This window comes from Pseudomonas hamedanensis, from assembly GCF_014268595.2.
Classification (GTDB): domain Bacteria; phylum Pseudomonadota; class Gammaproteobacteria; order Pseudomonadales; family Pseudomonadaceae; genus Aquipseudomonas; species Aquipseudomonas hamedanensis.
Genome location: NZ_CP077091.1, coordinates 1,190,323 through 1,213,565 on the forward strand (window position 1 = coordinate 1,190,323; position 23,243 = coordinate 1,213,565).

The 23,243-nt window shown below is 60.7% G+C and carries 19 protein-coding genes; 8 read left to right on the forward strand and 11 right to left on the reverse strand.

Features of this window, described 5'->3' with window-relative positions:
• Nucleotides 1-63 precede the first annotated feature (63 nt).
• Both HU739_RS05065 and HU739_RS05070 read left to right on the forward strand, forming a co-directional pair.
• Nucleotides 64-1,638, forward strand: coding sequence for an arylsulfatase (locus HU739_RS05065; RefSeq protein ID WP_186552318.1), 1,575 nt, complete (start codon nucleotides 64-66; stop codon nucleotides 1,636-1,638).
• A gap of 177 nt (nucleotides 1,639-1,815) precedes the next feature.
• Nucleotides 1,816-4,320 (forward strand): fused MFS/spermidine synthase, encoded by a 2,505-nt coding sequence (locus tag HU739_RS05070; protein ID WP_186552319.1) that lies wholly within the window; start codon nucleotides 1,816-1,818, stop codon nucleotides 4,318-4,320.
• A gap of 110 nt (nucleotides 4,321-4,430) precedes the next feature.
• On the opposite strand, the gene HU739_RS05075 is transcribed toward HU739_RS05070, so the two are convergent.
• On the reverse strand, nucleotides 4,431-5,108 hold the full coding sequence (locus HU739_RS05075; RefSeq protein ID WP_186552320.1) for a DUF3313 domain-containing protein: 678 nt from the start codon (nucleotides 5,106-5,108) through the stop codon (nucleotides 4,431-4,433).
• 213 nt (nucleotides 5,109-5,321) lie between these two features.
• Between HU739_RS05075 and HU739_RS05080 the strand changes: the two genes are divergently transcribed.
• The gene (locus tag HU739_RS05080; RefSeq protein WP_186552321.1) at nucleotides 5,322-7,679 is read left to right on the forward strand and encodes a tetratricopeptide repeat protein; all 2,358 of its coding nucleotides are present in this window, start codon (nucleotides 5,322-5,324) and stop codon (nucleotides 7,677-7,679) included.
• Between the two features lie 78 nt (nucleotides 7,680-7,757).
• On the opposite strand, the gene HU739_RS05085 is transcribed toward HU739_RS05080, so the two are convergent.
• Complete coding sequence (locus HU739_RS05085) at nucleotides 7,758-8,732, reverse strand: hypothetical protein (RefSeq protein WP_186552322.1); 975 nt, start codon at nucleotides 8,730-8,732, stop codon at nucleotides 7,758-7,760.
• 435 nt (nucleotides 8,733-9,167) lie between these two features.
• Between HU739_RS05085 and ccoN the strand changes: the two genes are divergently transcribed.
• Nucleotides 9,168-10,595, forward strand: coding sequence for a cytochrome-c oxidase, cbb3-type subunit I (gene ccoN, locus HU739_RS05090; RefSeq protein ID WP_186552323.1), 1,428 nt, complete (start codon nucleotides 9,168-9,170; stop codon nucleotides 10,593-10,595).
• A 14-nt stretch (nucleotides 10,596-10,609) separates the two neighbouring features.
• Nucleotides 10,610-10,831: a cbb3-type cytochrome c oxidase subunit 3 gene (locus tag HU739_RS05095; RefSeq protein ID WP_186552324.1), complete on the forward strand. Its 222-nt coding sequence runs from the start codon at nucleotides 10,610-10,612 to the stop codon at nucleotides 10,829-10,831.
• 129 nt (nucleotides 10,832-10,960) lie between these two features.
• On the opposite strand, the gene HU739_RS05100 is transcribed toward HU739_RS05095, so the two are convergent.
• On the reverse strand, nucleotides 10,961-11,452 hold the full coding sequence (locus tag HU739_RS05100; protein ID WP_186552325.1) for a hypothetical protein: 492 nt from the start codon (nucleotides 11,450-11,452) through the stop codon (nucleotides 10,961-10,963).
• A 135-nt stretch (nucleotides 11,453-11,587) separates the two neighbouring features.
• On the opposite strand from HU739_RS05100, the gene HU739_RS05105 reads away from it, so the two are divergent.
• On the forward strand, nucleotides 11,588-12,280 hold the full coding sequence (locus HU739_RS05105; RefSeq protein ID WP_186552326.1) for an aspartate/glutamate racemase family protein: 693 nt from the start codon (nucleotides 11,588-11,590) through the stop codon (nucleotides 12,278-12,280).
• 1 nt (nucleotide 12,281) lies between these two features.
• On the opposite strand, the gene HU739_RS05110 is transcribed toward HU739_RS05105, so the two are convergent.
• Nucleotides 12,282-12,800, reverse strand: a complete 519-nt coding sequence (locus HU739_RS05110; RefSeq protein WP_186552327.1) for a GNAT family N-acetyltransferase — start codon at nucleotides 12,798-12,800, stop codon at nucleotides 12,282-12,284.
• Between the two features lie 1,144 nt (nucleotides 12,801-13,944).
• Between HU739_RS05110 and HU739_RS05115 the strand changes: the two genes are divergently transcribed.
• Both HU739_RS05115 and HU739_RS05120 read left to right on the forward strand, forming a co-directional pair.
• A complete protein-coding gene (locus HU739_RS05115) occupies nucleotides 13,945-14,829 on the forward strand; it encodes a hypothetical protein (RefSeq protein WP_217844302.1) in 885 nt (294 codons plus the stop codon).
• Nucleotides 14,826-16,889 (forward strand): hypothetical protein, encoded by a 2,064-nt coding sequence (locus HU739_RS05120; RefSeq protein WP_217844303.1) that lies wholly within the window; start codon nucleotides 14,826-14,828, stop codon nucleotides 16,887-16,889. Before HU739_RS05115 ends, HU739_RS05120 begins: the two co-directional genes overlap by 4 nt.
• Before the next feature lie 262 nt (nucleotides 16,890-17,151).
• Here HU739_RS05120 and HU739_RS05125 read toward each other — a convergent pair whose 3' ends face one another.
• The 7 genes from HU739_RS05125 to HU739_RS05155 all read right to left on the reverse strand — a co-directional run bounded on the left by HU739_RS05125 (nucleotide 17,152) and on the right by HU739_RS05155 (nucleotide 23,239).
• Entirely contained in the window at nucleotides 17,152-18,132 is a 981-nt protein-coding gene (locus HU739_RS05125) for a LysR family transcriptional regulator (protein ID WP_186552633.1), read from the reverse strand.
• 159 nt (nucleotides 18,133-18,291) lie between these two features.
• Nucleotides 18,292-19,239, reverse strand: a complete 948-nt coding sequence (locus HU739_RS05130) for a peptidylprolyl isomerase (RefSeq protein WP_186551386.1) — start codon at nucleotides 19,237-19,239, stop codon at nucleotides 18,292-18,294.
• Nucleotides 19,236-19,706, reverse strand: coding sequence for a YbjN domain-containing protein (locus tag HU739_RS05135; RefSeq protein WP_186551385.1), 471 nt, complete (start codon nucleotides 19,704-19,706; stop codon nucleotides 19,236-19,238). Before HU739_RS05135 ends, HU739_RS05130 begins: the two co-directional genes overlap by 4 nt.
• 17 nt (nucleotides 19,707-19,723) lie before the next feature.
• Complete coding sequence (locus tag HU739_RS05140; protein WP_186551384.1) at nucleotides 19,724-20,353, reverse strand: DNA repair protein; 630 nt, start codon at nucleotides 20,351-20,353, stop codon at nucleotides 19,724-19,726.
• Nucleotides 20,354-20,368: 15 nt separating this feature from the next.
• Entirely contained in the window at nucleotides 20,369-22,066 is a 1,698-nt protein-coding gene (locus tag HU739_RS05145) for a putative porin (RefSeq protein ID WP_186551383.1), read from the reverse strand.
• Between the two features lie 39 nt (nucleotides 22,067-22,105).
• Complete coding sequence (locus HU739_RS05150) at nucleotides 22,106-22,810, reverse strand: energy transducer TonB family protein (RefSeq protein WP_186551382.1); 705 nt, start codon at nucleotides 22,808-22,810, stop codon at nucleotides 22,106-22,108.
• Nucleotides 22,811-22,813: 3 nt separating this feature from the next.
• Nucleotides 22,814-23,239 (reverse strand): ExbD/TolR family protein, encoded by a 426-nt coding sequence (locus HU739_RS05155; protein WP_186551381.1) that lies wholly within the window; start codon nucleotides 23,237-23,239, stop codon nucleotides 22,814-22,816.
• Nucleotides 23,240-23,243: the final 4 nt, after the last annotated feature.

A 23,243-nucleotide genomic window follows, 5' to 3' on the forward strand; every position in this document is an offset into this window, starting at 1 on the left:
TGATGCAGGAGTGCAATAAACGTTAGTCGCAACAAACGACCCCCGCGCAAAGGAGCAAGTCATATGACTCGCATACGCAAGTGGCTACCGAAACTTGCCTTGGTGGCAACCTCGGTGATGGCGCTGTCGGCAACCGCCACAGCGGCTGAAAAACCCAACATTCTGGTGATCTTCGGCGATGACATCGGCCAGACCAACATCAGTGCCTACTCGATGGGCGTTGTCGGCTACAAGACGCCGAACATCGACCGGATCGCCAAAGAAGGCATGATCTTTACCGACTACTACGCCGAGAACAGCTGCACGGCCGGACGCTCGTCGTTCATCACCGGGCAAACGCCGTTGCGTACCGGCCTGTCTAAAGTCGGCATGCCGGGCGTGCCGGTCGGCTTGCAGGCCCGCGATGTGACCATCGCGCAGGCGCTGAAAGCCCAGGGCTATGCCACCGGCCAGTTTGGCAAGAACCACCTGGGCGACAAAGACGAATACCTGCCGACCAACCACGGCTTCGACGAGTTCTTCGGCAACCTCTATCACCTCAACGCCGAAGAAGAACCGGAGCGGCCCTATTGGCCCAAGGATGACGCCGAGTTCGTCAAGGCCGCCTCGCCACGCGGTGTGATTCACAGCTTTGCCGACGGCAAGATCGAAGACACCGGCGCGCTGACGAAAAAACGCATGGAGACCATCGACGACGAAACCACCGCGGCGGCTCAGGCGTTCATTGAAAAACAAGCCAAGGCTGACAAACCGTTTTTCGTCTGGATGAACACCACGCGCATGCACGCGTTCACTCATGTGCGTGAATCGATGCAAGGCCAGAGCGGCATGATCGGCAACGAGTATGCCGATGGCATGCTCGAGCATGACGGCGACGTCGGCAAACTGCTCAAGACGCTGGATGACTTGAAGCTGACCGAGAACACCATCGTCGTCTACACCACCGACAACGGCCCGAACCAATGGTCCTGGCCGGACGCCGCGACGACGCCGTTTCGCAACGAGAAAAACTCCAACTGGGAAGGCGCCTACCGCGTGCCGGCAATGATTCGCTGGCCGGGCAAGGTCAAGGCCGGCGAAGTGTCGACGCAAATGTTCTCCGGACTCGACTGGTTCCCGACGCTGCTGGCCGCGGTCGGCGATACCGACATCAAGGACCGCCTGCTCAAGGGCGCCGACGTCGGCGGCAAGAACTTCAAAGTGCACCTGGACGGTTACAACCAGCTGGATTACCTGACCGGCAAAACCGACAAGAGCGCGCGCAAGGAGTTCTACTACTTCAACGATGACGGTGTGTTGGTCAGCATGCGTTTCAACGACTGGAAACTGGTGTTCTGCGAACAGCGCGCACCGGGTGGTCTTGAGGTGTGGAGCGAACCGTTCACCTGCCTGCGCGTACCGAAAATGTTCAACCTGCGCATGGACCCGTACGAGCGGGCCGACATCGTGTCGGACCAATACTATGACTGGCTGACCAAGAACGATTACCTGATTTTCGACGGCACCCGTCGGGCCGCGAAGTTCTTGCAGACGTTCGTCGACTACCCGCCTAGCCAGCGTCCGGCGAGCTTCAGCATCGATCAGATTCGTGAAGACGTGGATCGGCGTATCGAAGAGAAAATGAAAAAAGCCCAGTGACACCGCTGCACTGCCGCCCGCCGTTATTGGCGGGCGGCGCTGTTTTCGACTGGAGACCGAGTGGACCTTTTCGCGAGCAGGCTCGCGCCCCCACGCACGTCCAATGTGGGAGCGAGCCTGCTCGCGAAAGGGCCCGCACAGTCACCCGAATTTCAGAACTGGAACAAGGCCAACCGCATGTCCTCACGTATCGCCAGCAAGCCGTCGGCCATACCCGCCCCGCGCGCTGCCTCTGCCACCTCGCTGATCCCCGCCCTGTTGCTGTGCATTTCCGGCGCTGCGGCGCTGGTCTATCAGGTGTTGTGGATCAAACAACTGTCGCTGGTCGTCGGCGTCGAGGTCTACGCGATCACTACCGGTATCAGCGCGTTCTTCGCGGGTCTGGCCCTGGGTGGCTGGCTGTTCGGACGCTGGGCCGACCGCTTGCGGCAACCGGTTCTGCTGTACGCCGGGCTTGAAGTGACAGTGGCGGTGCTCGGCGTCGGCGCGACGTTCGCCATGAGCCTGGCGGCCAGCCCTTTTGCCTGGCTGCAAAGTCATGCGGGCTGGTTTGCCTGGTTGCTGCCTTTTGCCCTGGTCGGCATTCCGGCCGTGTTGATGGGCGGTACGCTGCCGGTGCTGGTGCGCTCGCTGGCGGCTGACCCGGGCAAGGCCGGCGGTCAGTTGTACGCGGCGAATACCTTGGGCGCCATCGTTGGAACCCTGCTCGCTGCGTTCGTGTTGATCGCGACGCTTGGCGTGCGCGGCAGCGCGTTGTTTGCCGCAATGCTCAACCTGCTCGCCGCTGCCGGCGCGCTGTGGTTGCAGCGCCAGCACCCGCTGCCGATGGCAGCGCACACAAGACACCCCACGGAAAAAGCGCCGGACCGCACTGCCTTGTGGCTGTACGCAATCGCTGGCGGCGTGGCGCTGGGTTACGAGGTGGTCTGGTCGCAATCGATCGTGCAGTTCATGAGCACGCGCACGTATGCGTTTGCCGTGGTCCTGGCGACCTACCTGACCGGGCTGTTTCTCGGCAGTGCCCTGCTCGCTCACCGTGTCGAGCGGATTCGCGACCCGTGGGGCGTGTTCGGTCTGTTGATTGCCGGCGCCGGACTGATCGCCCTGCTGGAAATTGCCCTGCTGGGGCGCTGGCTGGTGATTGCGCAAAGCCAGGCGGAAATCTGGCTGTTGAGTCTGGGGGGCGGTGAGTTGGCTGGCATGAGCGCACGCTTTGCCGTCGCGGCAATGAGCCTGGTGTTCATCCCGACGCTGCTGCTCGGCGCAGCATTTCCGCTGGCGCTGCGCTTGAGTGTCGGCACCGCACACGTGGGCCGCGACGTCGGCGCGGTGGTCGCGTTCAACACGCTGGGCGGGATCATCGGCGTAATGCTCTGCGGCTTTGTGCTGATTCCGCTGCTGGGGCTGGTGCGCACGCTGGGCCTGCTGGCGCTCATCGCGGCGGCCATCGGATATTGCGCCGTGCGCAAGGGCCACGGCGTCGACAAGGGTCGGCGCCAGGCCGTCGTTGCGCTGGGTCTGGTGTCAATCACCGTGGCCGTGCTGACACCCGTCGACAAACTCGCCAGCCTGCTGCCCGGGGCACGCAACGGCGCGCTGGCGTTTTATGAAGAAGGACGTGGCGGTACTGTCGCCGTGGTCAGCCAGGGTCGCGGTGGAAACACCTTCCACCGTTTGTACATTCAAGGCGTATCGAACACCGGCGACGCCATGCCGTCGCTGCGCTACATGCGCATCCAGGCGCTGCTGCCGCTGTTGATCCACAACGGCGAGCCGCGCGCGACGCTGGTGATCGGCTTCGGCACCGGCATCACCGCCGGTGCGATGCTGCGCTATCCGGGTCTTGAACATCGCGTGGTGGCCGAGTTGCTGCCGGCGGTGGTCGAGGCTGCGCCGTTGTTCAAGGGCAACTTCAACGCGGCCGGCGATCCGGGTGTCGAGGTGCGTCTGCGCGACGGCCGCCAGGAACTGCTGCGCAGTCCACAGACCTACGACCTGATCACCCTCGAACCGCCACCGCCCTCCGCCGCCGGCGTGGTCAATCTGTATTCTCGGGACTTCTATCAACTGGCCGCCAGTCGTCTGCAGCACCAGGGCATCGTCGCCCAGTGGCTACCGCTGCCCACGCAAAACATCGACGATTCGCGCTCGCTGGTGCGCAGTTTTCTTGACGTGTTCCCGCATGCCTCGCTGTGGACCAGCGAGTTCCACGAGATGTTGCTGGTCGGTTCGATGGCGCCGATGCAACTCGACGTCGCGAAGATCACCGCGCGCTTGCAGCAAGACAGCGTGCGCAGCACCTTGCAGGATGTCGGTATTGGTTCGGCAGCCGCGCTGCTCGCGACCTGGGTCACCGACCGCGCCGGCCTTGAACGCTTCGCCGCCGATGCGCCGGCCGTGACCGATGATCGGCCTCGCATCGAATATGCGCCGTGGGTTCGCAGCAAGGAAATCACCCGGGTGCTGCCGGCGCTGCTGGCGCTGTATCAGGCGCCTTTAGTGGTGAATGCCGACGGCGGATTCAATCAGCGCATGGAGGCGCATCGTCAGCGTCTGATGCAGTTTTATCGGGCGAGTCTGCACGCCTATGAGGGTGATCGAGACGCGTGGGGGCGGGATATTCGCGAAGTGATGCAGGGCGATGGAGGCAATCCGTATTTTCGCTGGTTTGTCGGGCAGTAAATCGGCGACCAACAGACCGCTTTCGCGAGCAGGCTCGCTCCCACGCTTGAGCCATTGGAGACTTGAGTGGGAGCGAGCCTGCTCGCGAAGAGGCCGTCAGCCTCGACGCACTACTTGGCCTCAGCCTTGAGCTTCAGATAGGTCTGGTGCATATCCGACGCCCAGCCATCGATCACTGCTTTGACGTCAGTCGCTTTCATCACCTGCGATGAGTTTTCCAGTGGCTGACCGGTGCCCTTGCGCACCACCTGCGCCACCACCTTGTTACTGGCGCCATCCATGAACACCGCCTCGGTGGCCAGGGTGGTTTCCTGATCGCGGATACCGGTAGCGGTGCTCACCGCGGCGGCCACCAACGCAATCGGAATCACCTCATACACATGCAGGCCTTCGGTCTTGCTGCTGACCGCGGTAATGGCCGGGCGCACAACAATTACGCCAGGGCCGGGGCCGGTGGCCAGTGGCAGTGATTTGCTCAGCTCACGCTTGAGCGCCTGATCGTAATAACTGGTGATGCCATTGAGGGTTTGCTGCGGAATCTTTTCGGTCGCTTGCGGCTTGGGGTAGAGCTGGCTGGGTTCGACGTAGACACTGGAGAATTTGTTGATGTCCAGTTTCGGGTCCATCCAGCGCATCACCTCGGCACCGGACGGTGACTTGGTCTCTTTCAGTTGGCTGTAGTCCTTGAGAAATCCGGAGTACTGCTCGGGAGCGACGGTTTTGCTCGAACAACCCACCACACCGAGGGTGGCAATGCACAGCGTGCCCACCATTACTGCTAGCTTCATGCTGTAACTCCTGTCAGAAGGCCCAAACTTTTATAGAGGGGGAGCTACAGGTATAGCTAAAAGCGCGGCAATTGCGATTACAAATCACAAAGTTCACGCAACGCTGCGTACGCGTTCACAACGCTCATTTGACAGATGCCGATCAGCCGGCAAAGCTGCATCGAGCTTGTATGCACGCCAGACGGCAAATGCACATGGATCATGGAAGTGGTAATGCCCAAGCATAAAAACAACGCAGCGCAACCTGCCCCTGAGGCATCTCGATCCGCCGTTTCGAAATATCTGTTTCCCGTCGCCATCGGCGTGTTGCTGGCCGCCGCCCTGGGCATCGGCTGGTTTCTGTTCAGCCCGGCACCCGCGCCCGCACCGCCCGCGCAGGCGAAAGCCCCGGTGCAGGTCGCGCCCGCGCCACAACCGGTCGCGAGCGCCCCGGCGACGATGATCGACGAGCAACAATGCCAGGCTTGCCACAGCGAACAGGTCAAGGATTGGCAAGGTTCGCACCATCAACTGGCGATGCAGGTGGCACAGGCCAACACCGTCCTCGGCGATTTCAGCAACGTGACGTTCAAGGCCGAGAAAGAAACCACACGATTCTCGCGCCGGGGCGATGAGTTCTGGGTCAACGCGCCCGGTATCGACGGCAAGAACGCCAACTTCAAAGTCGCCTACACCTTCGGCATTGCGCCGTTGCAGCAATACCTGATCGACGTCGGCGAAGGCCGTTTGCAGGCGCTCGGCGTGGCGTGGGATAGCGAGAAAAATCGCTGGTTTCACCTCTATCCCGGCCAGGGCGTGAACTTCAAAAATCCGCTGCACTGGAGCAAGCCGAGCCAGAACGCCAACTTCATGTGCATCGAATGCCACACCACCGGGTTCAAGCGCAATTTCGACGCGGCCAGCAACACCTTCAAGAGCCAGTGGAACAGCCTTGGTGTTGGCTGCCAGGCCTGCCACGGTCCGGCCTCCAGCCACCTGGAATGGACGCAGAAAAAAGGCGATCTGATCCACAAGGGCTTCGACGTCGACCTCAAGGACAAAGACGCCACGGTGGAAATCGAAACCTGCGCCCGATGCCATGCGCGCCGCGCGCCGTTGGGCGATGGCTTCACCGTTGGCAAGCGCCTGATGGACGATTACCTGCCCAGCACCCTGACCCGCGAACTCTATGCGCTGGACGGCAAGATCAAGGACGAAGTGTTCGAACACGGCTCGTTCCTGCAAAGCAAAATGTTCGACAAGGGCGTGCGTTGCAGCAATTGCCACAACCCGCACAGCAACGAGTTGAAAGCGCCGGGCAACGCGGTCTGTCTGCAATGCCACAACCCGGCCGGCAAAACTTCGCTTGAAGGGGTTGATGGTAAAGGCTTGCAAGCCAAGCACTATGACTCGCCCGAGCACACCCGTCACACTCCGGGGCAGCCCGGTTCGCAGTGTGTGGATTGCCATATGCCCGGCAAGTTCTACATGGGCAATGACTGGCGCCACGATCACAGCTTCAGCATTCCCGACCCGGAGCGCGCACAAAAACTCGGCACGCCAGACGCCTGCCTGAGCTGCCATCAAGGCAAGGCCGGCGCCAAGGTCACAGAGCAGTTCAAGTTATGGAGCACTTCCCCCGCGCCCCAGGCGCGGCGTTACGACGACAGTCTGTGGCTGATCCGCAACGGCCAGCCCGGCGCGGCTGATGCACTGCTGGCGCAGTTGCAGCGCAGCGATTTGCCGGCGATCCAGCGTGCGACGTTACTGGCCGAACTGCCGCTGTACCCAAGCGAACAGGCGCTGAAACTGGCGACGCAGGATCTCAAGCATCCAGAGCCACAAGTGCGTGACAGTGCCGTGCGGGCGATCAGTGCGTTTCTGCCGCCGCCTGCGCGTGCGCCACTGCTCGCGCCGCTGTTGAACGATCCGGTGAAAGCCGTGCGCATCGTTGCCGCCCGGGACTTGCTCGGCGCCGCACGCAATAACGGTTTAGGCGCCGCGCAAGCCAACTGGGATGTCGCGATTGGCGAATACGAAGCCGTGCAGAAAAGCCTGCTGGAACGTGCCGAAGCCAACCTCAATCTGGCGATGCTGTACCAGGCCAGCGGCCGCAGCGCCGAGGTTGAAGCGCTGCTGCGCAGTGCGCTGCAGCGCGATCCTGATTTCTACCCGGCGCTGGTGACGCTGGCCCAGTGGCTGGAGGCGAACGGACGCGCTCGGGAAGCGCAGACACTGCTGGATGACAGCCTCAAGCAGCATCCCGAGGCAGCGCTGTTGCAACACACGCGCGGACTGTCGTTGATTCGCGCCGGCCAGTCCGCCGAAGCCATGGCCCCGCTGCGCAAAGCCGCGCAACTGGAACCGCACAATGCGCAATACGGTTACGTGCTCGCGGTGGCGCTGCATGAAAGCGGCAAGGTCGATGAAGCCTGCGCGATTCTTGAGGGCCTGCTCAAGGTCCAGCCGGCCAACCGCAATGCGCGGCTGTCGTTGATCCAGTATTACCTCGACAGCGGACAGGAACCCAAGGCGCAGGTGTTGTTGCAGGGATGGAAGAAAATCAACATGGGCGATCCGGCGCTGAAGTGACCGGCTGTAGACGGGCCCCTCACCCCACCCTCACCTTCGGGAGAGCGTCAGAGTGAGGGGCTTTTCAATGTCATCGCCCTACCAGGCAGACGTCTCGCCACTGCGCAACGCGATCTCTCGCCGGCTATTGATACGCATCGCCTTGATCAGCGACACCGTGCCCACCAGCAAAATTGCCGCGCCGAACAGAAAATCAATGTTGTACAGACGGAAATCCTGCACCGGCCCGATGAGCAGCACCCGCACCAGCGCAACCCCGACCAGTGTCGCCAGAAAGTCGATCCCCGGCACGTCACGATAGAACACCAGCATCAGCGGCAGGCACAGCACCAGCAGCAGCAACAACACCACGGCCTTGAACGCGCCCTTGCGCTCGACGCTGAAGGCGCATTCATGCGCTGCGTAAGGTTTGTAATCGTCGTCGCGGATCATCGTGTTGGGTTCGTTGATGTACTCGACGCGGTTGTACTTCTGGATCGGCGTGAAGGTGTTGGACATCTCCATCAGCGTGGTGATGTTCTTGAAGCGCAGGTCGACGCGCTCGCTGCCCTTGAGGTAATACAGCACCGGTTTGTAGCCGTAGCGATAGGTGTCGAAGGGAAACCCGGTGACCTGCCCGCGCACACCGATCGGTCGCGGTTCAAGCTCGGCGAACGCACTTTTATTAGTCGACGAGAGATTGCGACTCAGCGGCTGGACCTTGACCTGTTCGAGGAAAATCGGCGTGGCGCCGTAAGACCACTGCAGCGGTTCCAGACGCAGGCGCAATTCGTTGCGGCTCAGATCATAACGGTTGAAGGTGCGCTCCGAGACCACCACAGAACCGCTGAGCATGAACTCACCACGCAGGTTGTTGGTGATACGCAAGGTCAGCTGGTCCTTGCCCAGCAACGCCGCTTCCGTGGTCGGCGGTGTGCCGCACCACGCGGTGCTTTCACCGACACCGCCAAGCTGGCCGTCGCGATTTTCCTTGAAAACATAAAAGTAACTGGCCCACAGCGTCACCATCAACAGCAACGCTGTGAGACCGAGGATTTTTTTGCCCGGACTCACTGATCAGACTCCCTTCTTCGATTCCCTCGTCCAGCCGAAAACCCGCTGGCGACGGCGACTCTACCAAAAGGCCACCATCGACCCAAGTGGAAATACCGGGTTGGGCCGGGTTCTAAGGGTTTCCCCGGTATGTGCCTTCTCTCCCTGTAGGAGTGAGCCTGCTCGCGATAGCGGTCTGTCAGCTAGAAATGAGGCGACTGACCCTCCGCTATCGCGAGCAGGCTCACTCCTACAGGGACCGGGGCATGGAACAGAAGCATCGAATAGGCAAGGCACCCGATCAAAAGCGGCAAACCCGCCGCAGATCGCCTCGGAATCTGATCTGCTCAAATCAACATTTCCTGAGTCTGTTTTGTTGGCGCCCCGGTTCCTACAGTGCACACCATGCCAGACCAGGAGGCCTGGCAAGACTTGGCAACCGTGGATGAACTGACCATGAGCACAGCAACAATCGGGCAGGCCTACAACTACAAGGTCGTCCGCCAATTCGTCATTGCAACCGTTTTCTGGGGTGTGGTGGGCATGGCGATGGGCGTGTGGATCGCCTCGCAACTGGTGTGGCCGGAAATGAATCTGGATCTGCCGTGGACCACTTTCGGTCGTTTACGCCCGCTTCACACCAGCCTGGTGATTTTCGGTTTTGCCGGCAGCGCGCAGTTCGCCGCCAGTTATTACGCGGTGCAGCGTACCTGTCAGGTGCGGCTGTTCTCGGACAGCCTCGCCGCGTTCACCTTCTGGGGCTGGCAATCGGTGATTGTGGTCATGCTCATCACCTTGCCGCTGGGCTACACCACCACCAAGGAGTACGCCGAGATCGAGTTCTCCGGTGCGGTGTGGATGGCCGTGGTCTGGGTCGCCTACGCCGTGGTGTTCTTCACCACGGTGGTGCGGCGCAAAACCAGGCACATCTACGTCGGCAACTGGTTTTTCGGCGCGTTCATTCTAGTGATTGCCATGCTTCATGTGGTCAATCACCTGTCGATTCCGGTGGATTGGTTCAAGTCCTATCCGGTGTATTCCGGGGCCACGGACGCCATGGTGCAATGGTGGTACGGCCACAACGCCGTGGGCTTTTTCCTCACCACGGGGTTTCTCGGGATGATGTATTACTTCGTGCCAAAACAGGTCAACCGGCCGGTGTATTCGTACCGGTTATCGATCGTGCATTTCTGGGCGCTGATCACCCTGTACATCTGGGCCGGCCCGCACCATTTGCACTACACCGCCCTGCCCGACTGGGCGCAGTCGCTGGGCATGGCCATGTCGCTGATCCTGCTGGCGCCGAGCTGGGGCGGGATGATCAACGGCATGATGACGCTGTCCGGCGCCTGGCATAAGTTACGCACCGACCCGATCCTGCGCTTTCTGGTGTTGTCGCTGGCGTTCTATGGGATGTCGACGTTCGAAGGGCCGATGATGGCGATCAAAACGGTCAACGCCCTCTCCCACTACACCGACTGGACCATTGGCCACGTTCACGCCGGGGCCTTGGGCTGGGTGGCGATGATCACGTTCGGCGCGACTTATCACATGGTGCCGAAAGTGTTCGGCCGCGAGCAGATGTACAGCACGCCGCTGATCAACCTGCACTTCTGGCTGGCGACCATCGGCACCGTGTTGTACATCGCCTCGATGTGGGTCAACGGCATCACGCAAGGCCTGATGTGGCGAGCAATCAACGAGGACGGCACGCTGACCTATTCGTTTGTCGAAGCGCTGCAAGCCAGTCACCCGGGCTTCGTCGTGCGCTTTGCCGGTGGCGTGTTCTTTCTGACCGGCATGTTGCTGATGGCCTACAACGTCTGGCGCACGGTGCGCGTGGCGGACGTCGCCGTGGCGCAGCGTGAAGCGCAGATTGCCTGAGACGGGAGTCGGTCATGGTTGAGGTTGTGTTCGATGTGCTGGGCGTGGTGTTTTTGTGGCTGGCGGTGGAGTACTGCCTGCGTCGCGAAACCGCGGACAGTCTGGATGAAGCGAGCATGGTGCCCTTTGCCGATGACCCGGAGGTGGCGCGGCGGGTGGAGTTGGCGACGGGGAAAACGGTGAACGCGGTGGCGCCGGAAGAAGCCAGACCGGGATGGATCAACCTCGATATGTAACCTCCCCACAATTGCTGTGTAGGAGTGAGCCTGCTCGCGATATCGGTGTGTCAGTCAACATCTTTGGTGCTGACACACCGATATCGCGAGCAGGCTCACTCCTACAGTTTTTTGGGCAACCCTTCAGATTCAGGTACGGTCTCTAGGGATCAGGCTTTGCAGTTGCTGAGCGAGGAAGTTCGCGTCAAACACAAACGTATCCGGATCCTTGAGGCCATTGGTCTTGCGCCACTGCCATCCGCCATCCGCCAGGCCCACCAGCGAGATACTGCCGTAGCGCGCCGCCGTCAGCCCCATCACCGCCAGCGAAATCTGCCCCGCACTGCCCATCACATCCGGCACGAACTCCACCGGCTTGCCGGCAATCACAATGCTCAGTTTCTCAGTCTTGAAGGTCGAGGTTTCCACCGGTGTACTCGGCCCGAACGCCACATAGGCTTCACGAGTCACCTCGAGCAGATGCGGTGCCTGCACGGGCTCCAGCCATTGCTGAATATCGCCGAACAACGCGGCGATACGCGTGGTCCATGTCGCCGATTGCGTCTCGAACAGTTGCTTCTTGTGCGCTTCGCTCTCGGCATAGTGGCGAAGCATTTCGCCCAGTTGCTGTACGTCGTTCATTGCGGTGTTCCCTGAAGAGTACTGCGGACACCCAGCATGGCAGATGCGCGAGACCGGCATCGGTAATTTTTCGCTGGATCGCGACACCCTATACAAAGGACACTCACCTCCCTGATCAACCCTGAGGAGCACAGCATGCGCACCATCGGCCTTATCGGCGGCATGAGCTGGGAGTCCAGCGCCGAGTATTATCGCCTGATCAACCAGCAGGTTCGTGATCGTCTCGGGCCGTTGCGCTCGGCGCAATTGCTGATGCACAGCGTCGACTTCGGCCCGGTGGAACAGGCCCAGCACGCCGGGCGCTGGGACGACGCGGCGGCGATCCTGGTCGATGCTGCACGCAGGCTCGAAGCCGGCGGCGCCGAATGCGTGGTGCTGTGTACCAACACAATGCACAAGGTCGCCGAGCAGATTCAGGCGGCGATCAGTATTCCGTTTCTGCACATTGCCGAACCGGCGGCTCAGGCTGCATTGGCGATCAATGCGCATACGGTCGGCTTGCTAGGCACCGCATTCACCATGGAGCAAGACTTCCTCAAACAGCGCCTGATCGCCCAGGGTTTGACGGTATTGGTGCCGGAAGAAGCCGAGCGCAAGGACGTGCACCGAATCATTTACGACGAACTTTGCGTCGGGGTGATCAGCGATCAGTCGCGGCAAATCTATCAGCGGGTGATCGAATCCCTCACCGCACGCGGTGCCCAGGCGATCATTCTCGGCTGCACGGAAATCGGCCTGCTGATCAAACCCGAACACAGCGCCGTGCCTCTGCTCGACACCACCGAACTGCATGCGCAGTCGGCGGTGGCGTTCGCCTTGGGCGACTGAGTCAGGCCTTCGACGAACCGCGCAGACGGGCCATGCTCAGGGTGTCGACCCACTGCCCGTCGCGCACCGCGTAATCGCGAAACAGGCCTTCGGTCTCAAAGCCGAACTTGCGATAAAGTCCGATAGCCGCCTCGTTATCGGCATACACCGTGAGTTCGACGCGGTGCAGATTCATCCAGTTGTCGGCGACATCCAGCGCCGCCGCCAACAGCTTCGAACCCACGCCTTTGCCCTGCCACGCCACGGCGACGGCCATGCCGAAACTACCGGCGTGCGCCCGGCGCATCCGCGAGTGCGCTTCCAGCCCCAGATTACCAATCACCACACCCTGATGCAGCGCCACCAGCTTCACCGAGCGTTCGTTGTCCGCCAGCAGGCGTTGCCGCCAGACTTCAGTGGACTGGAACGGCATCTGCAACACTTGCCGCGCTACCGCGGGGTCGTTGTACAGCGCGGTAATGCCCTCGAGATGGGATTCGTTGAAACGTTCGAGGTGGATGGCGGGGTTCGGGTCTGGCATGAGGATCTATCCGTGATCGGGGTGTGGCCGATCACTCTAAACAGGAGGTATTGAGTCTGGCGAGATTAAAAATGTGGCTTCTACTGAACCCACATCCAATCCACGAACCGGGTACTGGATAATCCGGAGTTGCCGGGGTGATGTCGGCCGGCTGAATCAGGCGGTGGCCGTGCCGGCCTCTTCGCGAGCAGGCTCGCTCCCACATTTGGTCCTTGACGGACACAAAACCTGTGATCGCTAAAGACCCCCTGTGGGAGCGAGCCTGCTCGCGAAGGGGCCGGCACTGACTCCGTGTTTCTAACAAGCACAACTCAAAACAAGCGCCACCCGTCGGATTCAAGCCCGCACCTGTCAGATCTGACAGGTGCGCAAGCTCTCCAATACGCGTTAACTCACTCCGTCACTTTCCCGCACGGAGTCAGCGCCATGTCCAGCCCCAGCGAGCCTCTCGTCCTCGCGGAACTCGATATCCCCGGTCGCACCGGCCCGGTAGCGGAAACTCCGGTGAAAATCTGGGGCATCAACATCGCGGCCGCGCTGGGCAACTTTCCACTTAATGGTCTGCTGTGCCAGGCGGGTCCGTGGGCGAACATGGCGGTTGGCGACACATTGACCCTCTATTTGGGCACCGGGCAAAACGTGTGGGTTGAAACCGTCGACAAGACCGAGGTCAACACGCAGCTCCGTATGTTCGTACCTTCCCGACACATGGTCGATGGCCTGTTCGCGGTGTCCTATACGGTCAAGCCCTTGGGCGGCACGGATCAACCGTCCGAAGTCATGCAGGTGCAGCTCAAGCTCACTCGCCCGGGCGGGCACGATGACAACGATGACAGCGGGCATTCCAAGCTGATCATGACGATGCCCCAAGAGATTGTTGACGGCGGTATCGACCAGGACAACGTGGCCGAGGGCGTGCCGATCACCGTCGGCAACAACGATGGCACGCCGCCTTATCCCTTTGCCGCGGCGGGCGATGTTATTCGCATCAGCTGGGGTGGCATTTTCGTGTTCAGTGAGGCGCTGACCCAGGAACAGGCTGAAGGCAAAGCGCCGATCATCGTGACCATCACCGAAGCCGTCATCCGCGAGGCCGGTGATGCGGACTCCCGGCGTGGCCGTGGTGTTCGAGGTATACGACTGCGTGCTCAACCGCTCCGAGGACTGGAGCCCCGAGCAGCGTGTGCCGGTGGCGGTGGATGCGACTCGGGCGGACGCGCCGTTGCTCAAGGAAACGCTGAACAATGTACTGGACGTCGACAAGCTGGGCGACGCCAATGGCACCGTGCAGATTATCGCCATGGATAAGAACAAGTTCGAGGTCGGTGACCTTGTATTCATCAGGATCAAGGGCACGCCCGTCGAAGGGCCGCCGATTGATTGGGAACCATCAGCAGGCGTGGAACTGGAAAGTGTGCCGAGCGTTATGGAAATCATGGCGCCCAACGCCGTGCTGCGCCAGTTGGCCAAGTCGCAGATCACCTTGTCCTACCGCCTGGAAAAAGCCGATGCCTCTGTCGATTTACGCTCCAAAAGCCAGTTCATCCGTGCCATCGGCGAAATCCAGCGGCTGGCCGCGCCGATCATGCTGGACGAGAACTCCGGGGCGCTGGACCCGACACTGCTGCAAATCAGTCTCGAGATTCCCTTCGACAAATCCTTTGTCGAAGGCCAGGTCCTCAAACCGGTCATGCTCGGCACTACGCCAGGCCTCAAGCCCTACCTGCCTGACCTGCCAAGGCGCCCCATCACCTACAACGACATCGTCGAGGCGAAACCGTTGCAGTACAAGATTGACGGCAAGCATCTGGCCCCGGTCAACGGTGGCACGGCCGAGTTCTATTACCAGCAACTGGTCGCCGCTGCGGTGCTCGCTACACTGGACCCGTTCGAGGCCACCCGGGCCGTTCGCGAGTCGATTCACACCGAGATCCTGCAAGTCGGCAAACCGCGCCTGGAACTGCCTGAACCGGTGGTGGCCGGCGTGGTGGACGGCGTCCTGCCCCCGACACTGCCGGCACCACCTTGACCGTGCCGTACACCGAAACGGTCGCCGGCGACGAAGTCTTCATGTTCTGGATTGGTTCGCTCACCGGTGAGTACACCGACTCGATCAAGCTGAACGAGTTCACCGCCGGCAAGGAAGTACCGTTCAACATCGAAGCCAAGCTGATCAAGGACAATGAAGGCGGAAAGGTGATCGTCCGGTACCAAATCAAGCGCACGGCGGGCGGGACGAGTTATGCCGAGCCGCTGGAGTTCAGTGTTGGGGTAGCGCTGGATCTCACCGCACCCGGTATCAAGGAAGCGCCGAACGGCACCAGCCTCGACCCGATCAACGCGCAGACCGAACTGACCGCGGTGGTTGCCCCTGGCGGCCTGCGCCTCCATGACAAAATCACCGTCATTTTCACTGGCGCCGCTGGCACACCCGCCGGCGGCTCGCACACCACCACGCCATGGACGGTGACCGCGCTCGGACCGCAGCACATACCGCTGCATGTGCCGGTCATCGCCTTCAACCTCGGCAAAACGGTGGAGATAACCTACATCGTGACCCGAGACAGTAAGCCGTCACCGCCGTCGCAAGCGCTGACGTTGGTGGTGCTGCCGCTGGATAATCGTTATCTGGACAAACCGCTGATTCTGCAAGCGTCGGACGGCGGCGAAGGACGAGAGCTGGACGTCAGTCTGTTGACCGCCGCCGCCACCGTGCAAGTGAATAGCTGGCCGCATATTGCGCTGGGGCAGCCTGTCTGGTCGCAGGTGAAAGGCACCAAGAAGGATGGCGGTGTCTACGACGTAATATTCTGGGAACCGCCCCGCGCACAAACCAACGCGACGTGGATCAGACAAGGCTTTTGGACGTATTCGATTCCGCTCATTGATCTGCAGAAGCTGCAAGACGGCAGCGAGTTGACGGTGATATTCAAGGCGGGGCTTGGGGGTAGCGCGGTGGAGGGCGAGGCGGTGAGTTTTCCGCTGCGCACGTACATCGTCAAGACTGTTGAAGATGTGAAACCGGAAATCGGCAAGATCACCGGTTCGACAAACGAGGCCGAAATTCCTCAAGGCGGGGTCACGGTGGAAACGGCCGTAACCCTGAGCGGCGTTGCGGCCAAGGGACAGAAAGTCGAAGTCTTTGACGGCAATGTCTCCAAAGGTCAGGCAACGGCACTTGCCACCACCGGCGTCTGGACGCTGCCCGTCACTGCCCTGGCTGTGGCGGCACACAGCTTTACCGCCAAAGCTTTGTATGGGAGCAATCCGGTGTCGGCCGCCAGGACGCTGACCGTGACGGCAGTTGTCGTCCCTACCTTGAGCTACGTGCTTGACGACAAAAACGTTGAAGTTCCCGAGGGTCAAACCACCGTCAGCACGACCCTGAACCTCAAAGGCACCGCGAGCCTGGGCCAGAGAGTCGAGATTTTTGATGGAAACGGTCCGAGCGCGGTTTCCAAGGGCGTGGCCACAGCCTCGGCAACAGGTGAATGGGAGCGTACGATCACTCTCGAAGTGGGCGCACGAAGATTGTATGCAAAATCTCTGTATCACCTCTCTCCGGTGTACTCCGAGATCCGCCACCTAACTATTTTGAGCTTGGCTGCAATCGAGATCCATAACTTTGGCCCACGTCTCTTTGAATATGGTCGAATATACGATATAGGCGAAGCCAATCTGACATGGATAAATGTTAACGGCACCCAACGAGAGGGGCACGGTGGCGATTCGTTACTCATGTTCAACAGGCACAGCAGGGGAATAGGTGAAGACAAAACCTTGTTTGATTTAAAAGACAGAACATTCAAAGCGCTTACTTTATCCTACAACATTAATGGATTACCCGAAAACGGCGGTCCACTCCTCAGGGACAGAGTGTTAGGACATATCAACTTTATGAATCAGCGCAGTATCGTCCATAAATTCGAGCTTGTTGCCTTTGGAAGCGGCGCCGAACGCGAGACGTTCATTCCAATGCCGAACAACAGTATGTTTAACAGCATTGAGATACAACTTTATTACCCATACTTGGAGAGATATGCTTATCAACTGTACGTATACTGGATTACTTGTCAGAACACCTTATAAACGAGCCGAATTTCTTGTCTGACAAAAAGAAACAAGCTCCAGAGCGCCCGTTTATTAAGGCCCTGCCGCCAAGTGCCCGGTCCACAGCGTTGCGGTGCATTGGGGTGTCATCGGCCTCCACAGACGAACCACTGAACAAACTTTACGCCGCAACAAAAGCAGACCAGTGGGAGCTAGCCTCCTCGCGATGGCGGTGGGCCAGGCAGCGCAGTGTTGGATGTGTCGATGCCTTCAGCAGGTTCATTTCCACAATGGAAACGGGTCAGGGCAGGAACCATTCTTGACGCTCGGAAAAGGTGTGGTGGATAACGTCGCTGAGCATCCGGGCTTCAGGCAGGTGTTGCGAATCGGCGTTGACGGCAAGCCATGCCTGCAATTGCATCGGTTCTTCGAACAGCCCCGGCAGCGCGCTCAAGCCACGGTCAAACCGACTCATATACGCCGGCAACAACCCAATGCACGCGCCACACCGAATCATCTCCAGCATAAACTCATACGACTGCATCTGCACCACACCCGCCAGACGCTGTTCGACCAATTCATTCCACGGGCGAAAACTATCGATCTGCCGATCATGCTGCCATTGCACCAGCATGAAATCGGCAAGGTCGTCGGTGGTTTCGGGGCGGGCGGTGACGCGGGAGTAGCGTTTGGCGATGTGGGGCAGATAGTCGAGACGCGCGAGTTGTTGAGGTTCGCTGGTGGCGAAGGTCGGGCCGGGTTGTGGGGTTTCGCCGTGAGCCAGCCAGAGGACGACGTCGGCGCTGACGGCGCGTAGCGACAGTTCGCTGTCCAGCGCGATGATTTCCAGGCGCACGCTGGCGTTGCGGCGCAGCAATGCGATGAGGTCGCGACCGAGGATGTCGTGGAGGATCGATTCGGCGACGGCCAGGCGAATCAGTGGCTGCTCGACCACTGGCAGTTTGCGTTCGTGGGCCAAGGCGATCAGTTTCGCCTGTAGCTGCTGGCCTTCGCGGGTCAGGCTGAGGGCGCTGCCCTGGAAGCTGAACAGACTGTGTTGCAGTTGCTGTTCGAGTTGCGCCAGTTGTTTGCGCAGCAGGGTCGAGCGTACGTTGAGGCTGCGCGCCGCTTGCATGAAGCAGCCGCAGCGGGCGCTGACCAGGAAGTATTGCGCGACTTCGTTGTCGATGGTCGCGGCCCGGGTGAGCCAGGGTTCAGGTTTGTTGGGCGGCGAGCGGTAATCGCCGGTGTTGGCGCGTCCTGCGGGTTCGGTGAATGACATCGATGACTCCCTGTCGATCTATGTGGTTGTCTTTACACAATTCCCTTGTAGGAGTGAGCCTGCTCGCGATAGCGGTGTTTCAGTCGACATCACTAAACCTGACACTCTGCTATCGCGAGCAGGCTCACTCCTACAGGGGGATTTGTGTGGGGGCTGGGATCAGGGTTTTTCCTCAAGAATTTTGTTGAGCTCAGCACCATCGATGCTCAGCGTGGCGGTGTTGAGCATGCCGTCGAGGTAGGCCTGGGCGATCTGCTCCTGACGTTGCGCACGCAAGGCCTGGGTCAGTTGGTCGCGCAGTTCGTCCAGCGTCGCAGTGCGCGCCGGTTGTTGCTCGGTGAGTTTGATGATGTGGAATCCGGCAGTGCTTTGTACGGGATCGGAGACGGCGCCAACCTTGAGCCGCGCCACCGCGCCGCGCACTTCTGGCACCAGTTGCTGCAACGGTTGCAGGCCGGTATCACCACCCCGCTCTGCCGTCACGCGATCCTGCGAATATTGCGTAGCGAGCGCTGCAAATTCGCCCGGTGCTGACTGGGCTTTCTTGCTCAACTCAAGCGCTTGTTTGCGCACCGTTTCCACATTCGAAGCCTCACTGACGCCGAGGAAAATCTGACTGACCCGGTACAGCGCCGGCGTCTGCCAGTTGGCCTTGCCGGCGTCATACGCCTGCTGCAACTCGGCCGCACTTGGATACTCCGCCGGCACCTGACTCACCGAGCGCAAATAATCACGAAACACGATCTGCTCGGTCGCCGCACGGGTCTGCCGGGCGATGTCGGGCCGCTGCGCCCAGCCCTGCGCGTCCGCCTGCTCCAACACGGCTTTCTCGGCCAGACGTGTGCGAATCCAGCGCTCCAGCGCCTCACGGTTGCCGCGCAGTTGCTCGCGGGTCTGCTGCGGGACCGCAGCAAGCAACGCCTGCAACTCTTCAGGCGAGACCTGTTGATTGCCCAGTCGTGCCACCGCTGGCCCGCTCGCAATCGCGGCTGCCGACGACGGTTGCTGGGCAGCGACCGGATCACTTCCAGGTCGCAGCACCAGCGCCACGGCCACCACCAACAGCACCACGGCGGCAGCGCTGACTACCATGGCAGGCTTTTTCACAGCGCCACTTCCTCTTCTTCAGTAACGACAACTTTCGCCGCCTGCGCCGCCGGGGCCTGGCTGAAGTCGCGCAGGTAAACGATGAATTCCTGCAACAGGCGATCCCACAACTCCAGATTGCCACGTAGGTGATCGTTGCTCACACCCGCAGCCACCACCACGTCCATTTCCATGACCAGAAACTCGCCTTGCAACGACAGCCGCGCAAAGCGCCGCGTGGCGTTCCACTGTTCGGCCACCCCCTGCGGCAACTCACCTTGCACGCGCAGCGCGCAACTGAACGTGAAATCGACGTAACTGCCCTGCTCCACCGCCGCATTACCGAAACGTACGGCGTAGCCAATGCCCTGACTGGCGCTGAGCAACTGGACGATGCCGTTCTGCTCACTCGGGTTGACGCGATAACCGGCGGCTTGCAGCACATCGGTCAGCGATTGCGGTGAAACGTGGGTGATCAATTGAGTCATGACTGCTTCCTTGTTCATCAGTGAGCGAGCGCAGCTTGCGGCGCGTCGAATTGCGTCTTGTAAAGCTCGTCGCCAAAGCCTTGGGCCAGCTCTTCGAATTTGACCCGGGCGCTACCGGCAAAGGGCTGGCGTATTTTCATCACCTCGGCGACATCAATGTTTTCGTAGGCCGTGAGGATCTGCTTGGCGACGCCGTACATTTGCTGATTCTTGACTGAACATTGCTGCACTTGTGTGTCACGTTCAGCCAGTTGCGCTTGCAGCTTCGAGCGCTCGGCCTCTTTGGCGCGAGCGAGGACCAGCAATTCGTCATAGGCCTTTTTGAACTTGCCGGTCTGCTCGGCACTGGCCGCGACTTGCGCCTGGGCCTGGCTGTGCAGGCTCTGTTGTTGCCCGGCCAGTTGCTCGGCGAGGCCTTTGGCTTTAGCCAGCTCGGCCGTCAGTTGTTTGATTTGCGCCTGGGCAGCCTTGGCCTCGTTTTGCGCCGCCAATTGCGCGGCGCTGGCCTGGGCCTGCTGGCTTTGCAGGGCCTGCAACTGTTGGGCGGTGCTGCGCAATTGCGTGCGCAAGCGTTCTTCCATGCCTTCGGCGCTCGCCCCGGTGGCGATCAACAGGCCGAGTCCGAGCCCTAACAAGCGGTTTTTCATAACCTCTCCCGGCGCTTAAAAGCGCGTGTTGATCTCAAGCTGCAAGACGTCAATGTCGAACGGCGCGCCATACACCGCCTCGGTACTCATCCAGCGCCCGGTGGCCGAAACGTTTTTCGCCAGGCCATAGTTGCCGCCCATGAAATAGCCCTTGGCGTTGGTGCCGCCGAGGTGGAATGACGAGTCGTTGAAGCCGTCCGGCAAGGCGTCCGGCTGGATGTACTTGTAGCCGGCGAACAGGTTCCAGTCGCCCTTGCGTTTGAGGTCCAGCGCGTTGCCGAGGGTGAACTGCACCATCCACGCGTTGGCGCCGCTTTCGATGTCGCCATTGCTGTCGAGGTTGTTGACGATCTGCCCGGCCGAGCGCTTGCGCATCTCGCCTTCGTCGTAGCTGAGGTTGTGGATGTAGTTGCCCTGGCTGCGCAGTTTGAAGTCCTGCGGCAGATCGGCATCCCAGACCACGTTGAGATCGAGCAGGTTGAATTCGGACGCGAGGCCAACGAATTGCGGCTGTGGCGTCGTGGTCGGGTTAAGCGGGTTTGGCGTGATATCGCGCAGCAGGAACACGCTATTGCCCTTCTGCATGAACGCCGCGCGCGTGCCGTCGCTGTCGCAGCCCGGCGCACCGGCCCACGGCTCGCAAGGGCTGGAGCGCTGGCCCTGAATGTCGTCGAAGCGGTAGTAAGCCAGCGCACCTTTCAAGCGGTTGTTACTGTTGATCGCCCATTTCGCGCCGAGTTGCGCGCCGTACAGCCACTTGTTGTCGCTCTCTTCCTTATCGAAGCCATTGCTGCTGGCGCTGTCGTTGGTGTAATCGACCGGGAACGCGCCGACCGTGCCGAACACGCCCCAATCGTGGTTGAGCTTGTGGTCGAAAATCGCTGCCACACCGTCGAAGTTCAAGTCGTTGGAATAGAGCATGTCGGTGGACATGAACGGGTTGGCGAAGCGCCCGCCCGTCAGCGTCAATTCATCCATCGGCTTCCAGCTCAGATAGCCCTGATCGAGCCAGATGTCTTTCTTGGCGAAACCGCCGCCGAGGTTTTGCGTGGTCGAAACCGGGTTGTTGTCCGAGCCGGTGCCGATGCGGATACCGGCGGTCCACTCGGGCGATATCACCGCTTTCATGCCCAGCCGGGCGCGCAGGCGGAACAGGTTTTCGCGGTCTTCGCGGGTATTGAGCAACGGCGGCAGGCTGGTGCTGCTGTTGGGGTTGACGTCGTACGGGCCGTTGTTGTTGAGCTTGGCGAAGTCGACGATTTCGTTGCTGTTGTTGCCCGAGTAATAACGCGATTCGTCGCGCAAGCGGATGTCGCCGTCGAAGCTGATGCGCGCAGCCCATTCCGGGAAGCTGTTGGGCGCCGCCCAGTTTTCCTGTTTGGCGGTGGCCATGACTTCGGCTTTGACCTGATCGCGGATCTGGTCACGCACCGCCGCTGGCACATATTGCACGCGTACATCGCCCGGCGCCGCGACCGGCCCGGCCGCCACGGCGGTAGACGCCGCAGCCTGTTTCGCCTGCGCCGCTTCGTTCTGCGCCTGAGCGATCAGCGCGTCAGCCTTGTCCTGTTTCAGAATGCCCTGCTCGACCAGCAAGCGGATCAGATTGATCGTGGCGTTTTCCGAGGGCGCAGGCGCTGCCACGGCCTGACCGACCAGGGTCGCAATGACCATGCCGACCGCCAGGGACAATCGATTCACGTTGGAAATCATCTGCACACAACTCCTTTTGCCAAAGCTCGAATAAATGAATTAACCCGGACGTCGCCCTTGCAGGGACAAGCGCACAGGCAAAGTAATGGAGGCCGGAGGCCGTTCGCTGAGGGCCGGCGCGCCGCGTAACGCGGCCAGCACTTGGGTATCGATTTGCGGATTGCCGCTGGACTTGATCAGCTCGACGCGGGTGATCTCGCCGACGCTGCTCAGCCACACATCCGCTTGCAGCGAAAACGCGAGATTGCGCAGGTCGGGGTTTTCGCGCAGCAAACGCTGAAAGGTGAACGCCAGAAACTGGCTGTACGTGCCCGTACCCAGACGCCCGCCGCCAGCACCGGCCATGCCGCCGCCCTTGCCCGCGCCGATGTTGAACGCGTCGTTGCCACTTTGCGCATCGCCGTCCATTTGCATCGGGTTGGCCAGATCATCCGCCGGCGATGGCGGCGCCTCTTCTTCAGGCTTGACCTCTTGCGGTTCAGGCGTTGGCTCGGGCTCGACGACTTTTTCTTCCACCGGGGTTTCCGGCTCCGGCGGTTTCTCCGGCGGCGGAGGCGGTGGTGGCGGCAGCGGAATGATCGTCGGCACCTTCGGCGCTTCACGGCGGATACCGCTCATATCGTTGGCCCACTGCCAGAGGAACCACGCGGCGAGCACACCGATCAGCAATCCGGCGCCCCATTTCACATAGCGCAACGGCGACTTTTTCACGGGCGGCGGCTCGATCGGGAGTTGTGCAGTCATGGCTCAGCCCTGGCTCGGTTTGCCGGTCACGAGACCGACTTGCGACAGTTCGAGCCGGCGCAACAGATCCAGCACCTCAATGACTTTCTGGTATTGCACGGTCGCGTCACCGCGCACGATCACAGGAAAATCCGGACTCTGCGCTTTCTCGATGCGCAGGCGTTCTTCCAGTTCGGCCAAGGTCACCGGATAGGCATCAAGAAACACCTGGCCGCCGTCGTTGACCGAAATCGCCTTGGTCTTGGCTTCCGACAGCGACACCGAGGCGCTGGCCTTGGGCAGGTTGATCTGAATCCCGGAAACCTGCGCCGTGGCGGTAAGAATGAACATCACCAGCACCACCATCAGCACATCGACCAGCGGGGTGATATTGATGCTGTCGACGGCGGCATCTTCTTCATCATCGTGGGAGGCATTTACGGACGCCATGTCA

Bases quoted from the DNA above. Each gene is read 5' to 3' on its own strand.
- HU739_RS05065 (WP_186552318.1), top strand. From the start codon at position 64: ATGACTCGCATACGCAAGTGGCTACCGAAACTTGCCTTGGTGGCAACC.
- HU739_RS05070 (WP_186552319.1), top strand. From the start codon at position 1,816: ATGTCCTCACGTATCGCCAGCAAGCCGTCGGCCATACCCGCCCCGCGC.
- HU739_RS05075 (WP_186552320.1), bottom strand. From the start codon at position 5,108: ATGAAGCTAGCAGTAATGGTGGGCACGCTGTGCATTGCCACCCTCGGT.
- HU739_RS05080 (WP_186552321.1), top strand. From the start codon at position 5,322: ATGCCCAAGCATAAAAACAACGCAGCGCAACCTGCCCCTGAGGCATCT.
- ccoN (WP_186552323.1), top strand. From the start codon at position 9,168: ATGAGCACAGCAACAATCGGGCAGGCCTACAACTACAAGGTCGTCCGC.
- HU739_RS05095 (WP_186552324.1), top strand. From the start codon at position 10,610: ATGGTTGAGGTTGTGTTCGATGTGCTGGGCGTGGTGTTTTTGTGGCTG.
- HU739_RS05100 (WP_186552325.1), bottom strand. From the start codon at position 11,452: ATGAACGACGTACAGCAACTGGGCGAAATGCTTCGCCACTATGCCGAG.
- HU739_RS05105 (WP_186552326.1), top strand. From the start codon at position 11,588: ATGCGCACCATCGGCCTTATCGGCGGCATGAGCTGGGAGTCCAGCGCC.
- HU739_RS05110 (WP_186552327.1), bottom strand. From the start codon at position 12,800: ATGCCAGACCCGAACCCCGCCATCCACCTCGAACGTTTCAACGAATCC.
- HU739_RS05125 (WP_186552633.1), bottom strand. From the start codon at position 18,132: ATGTCATTCACCGAACCCGCAGGACGCGCCAACACCGGCGATTACCGC.
- HU739_RS05135 (WP_186551385.1), bottom strand. From the start codon at position 19,706: ATGACTCAATTGATCACCCACGTTTCACCGCAATCGCTGACCGATGTG.
- HU739_RS05140 (WP_186551384.1), bottom strand. From the start codon at position 20,353: ATGAAAAACCGCTTGTTAGGGCTCGGACTCGGCCTGTTGATCGCCACC.
- HU739_RS05145 (WP_186551383.1), bottom strand. From the start codon at position 22,066: ATGATTTCCAACGTGAATCGATTGTCCCTGGCGGTCGGCATGGTCATT.
- HU739_RS05150 (WP_186551382.1), bottom strand. From the start codon at position 22,810: ATGACTGCACAACTCCCGATCGAGCCGCCGCCCGTGAAAAAGTCGCCG.
- HU739_RS05155 (WP_186551381.1), bottom strand. From the start codon at position 23,239: ATGGCGTCCGTAAATGCCTCCCACGATGATGAAGAAGATGCCGCCGTC.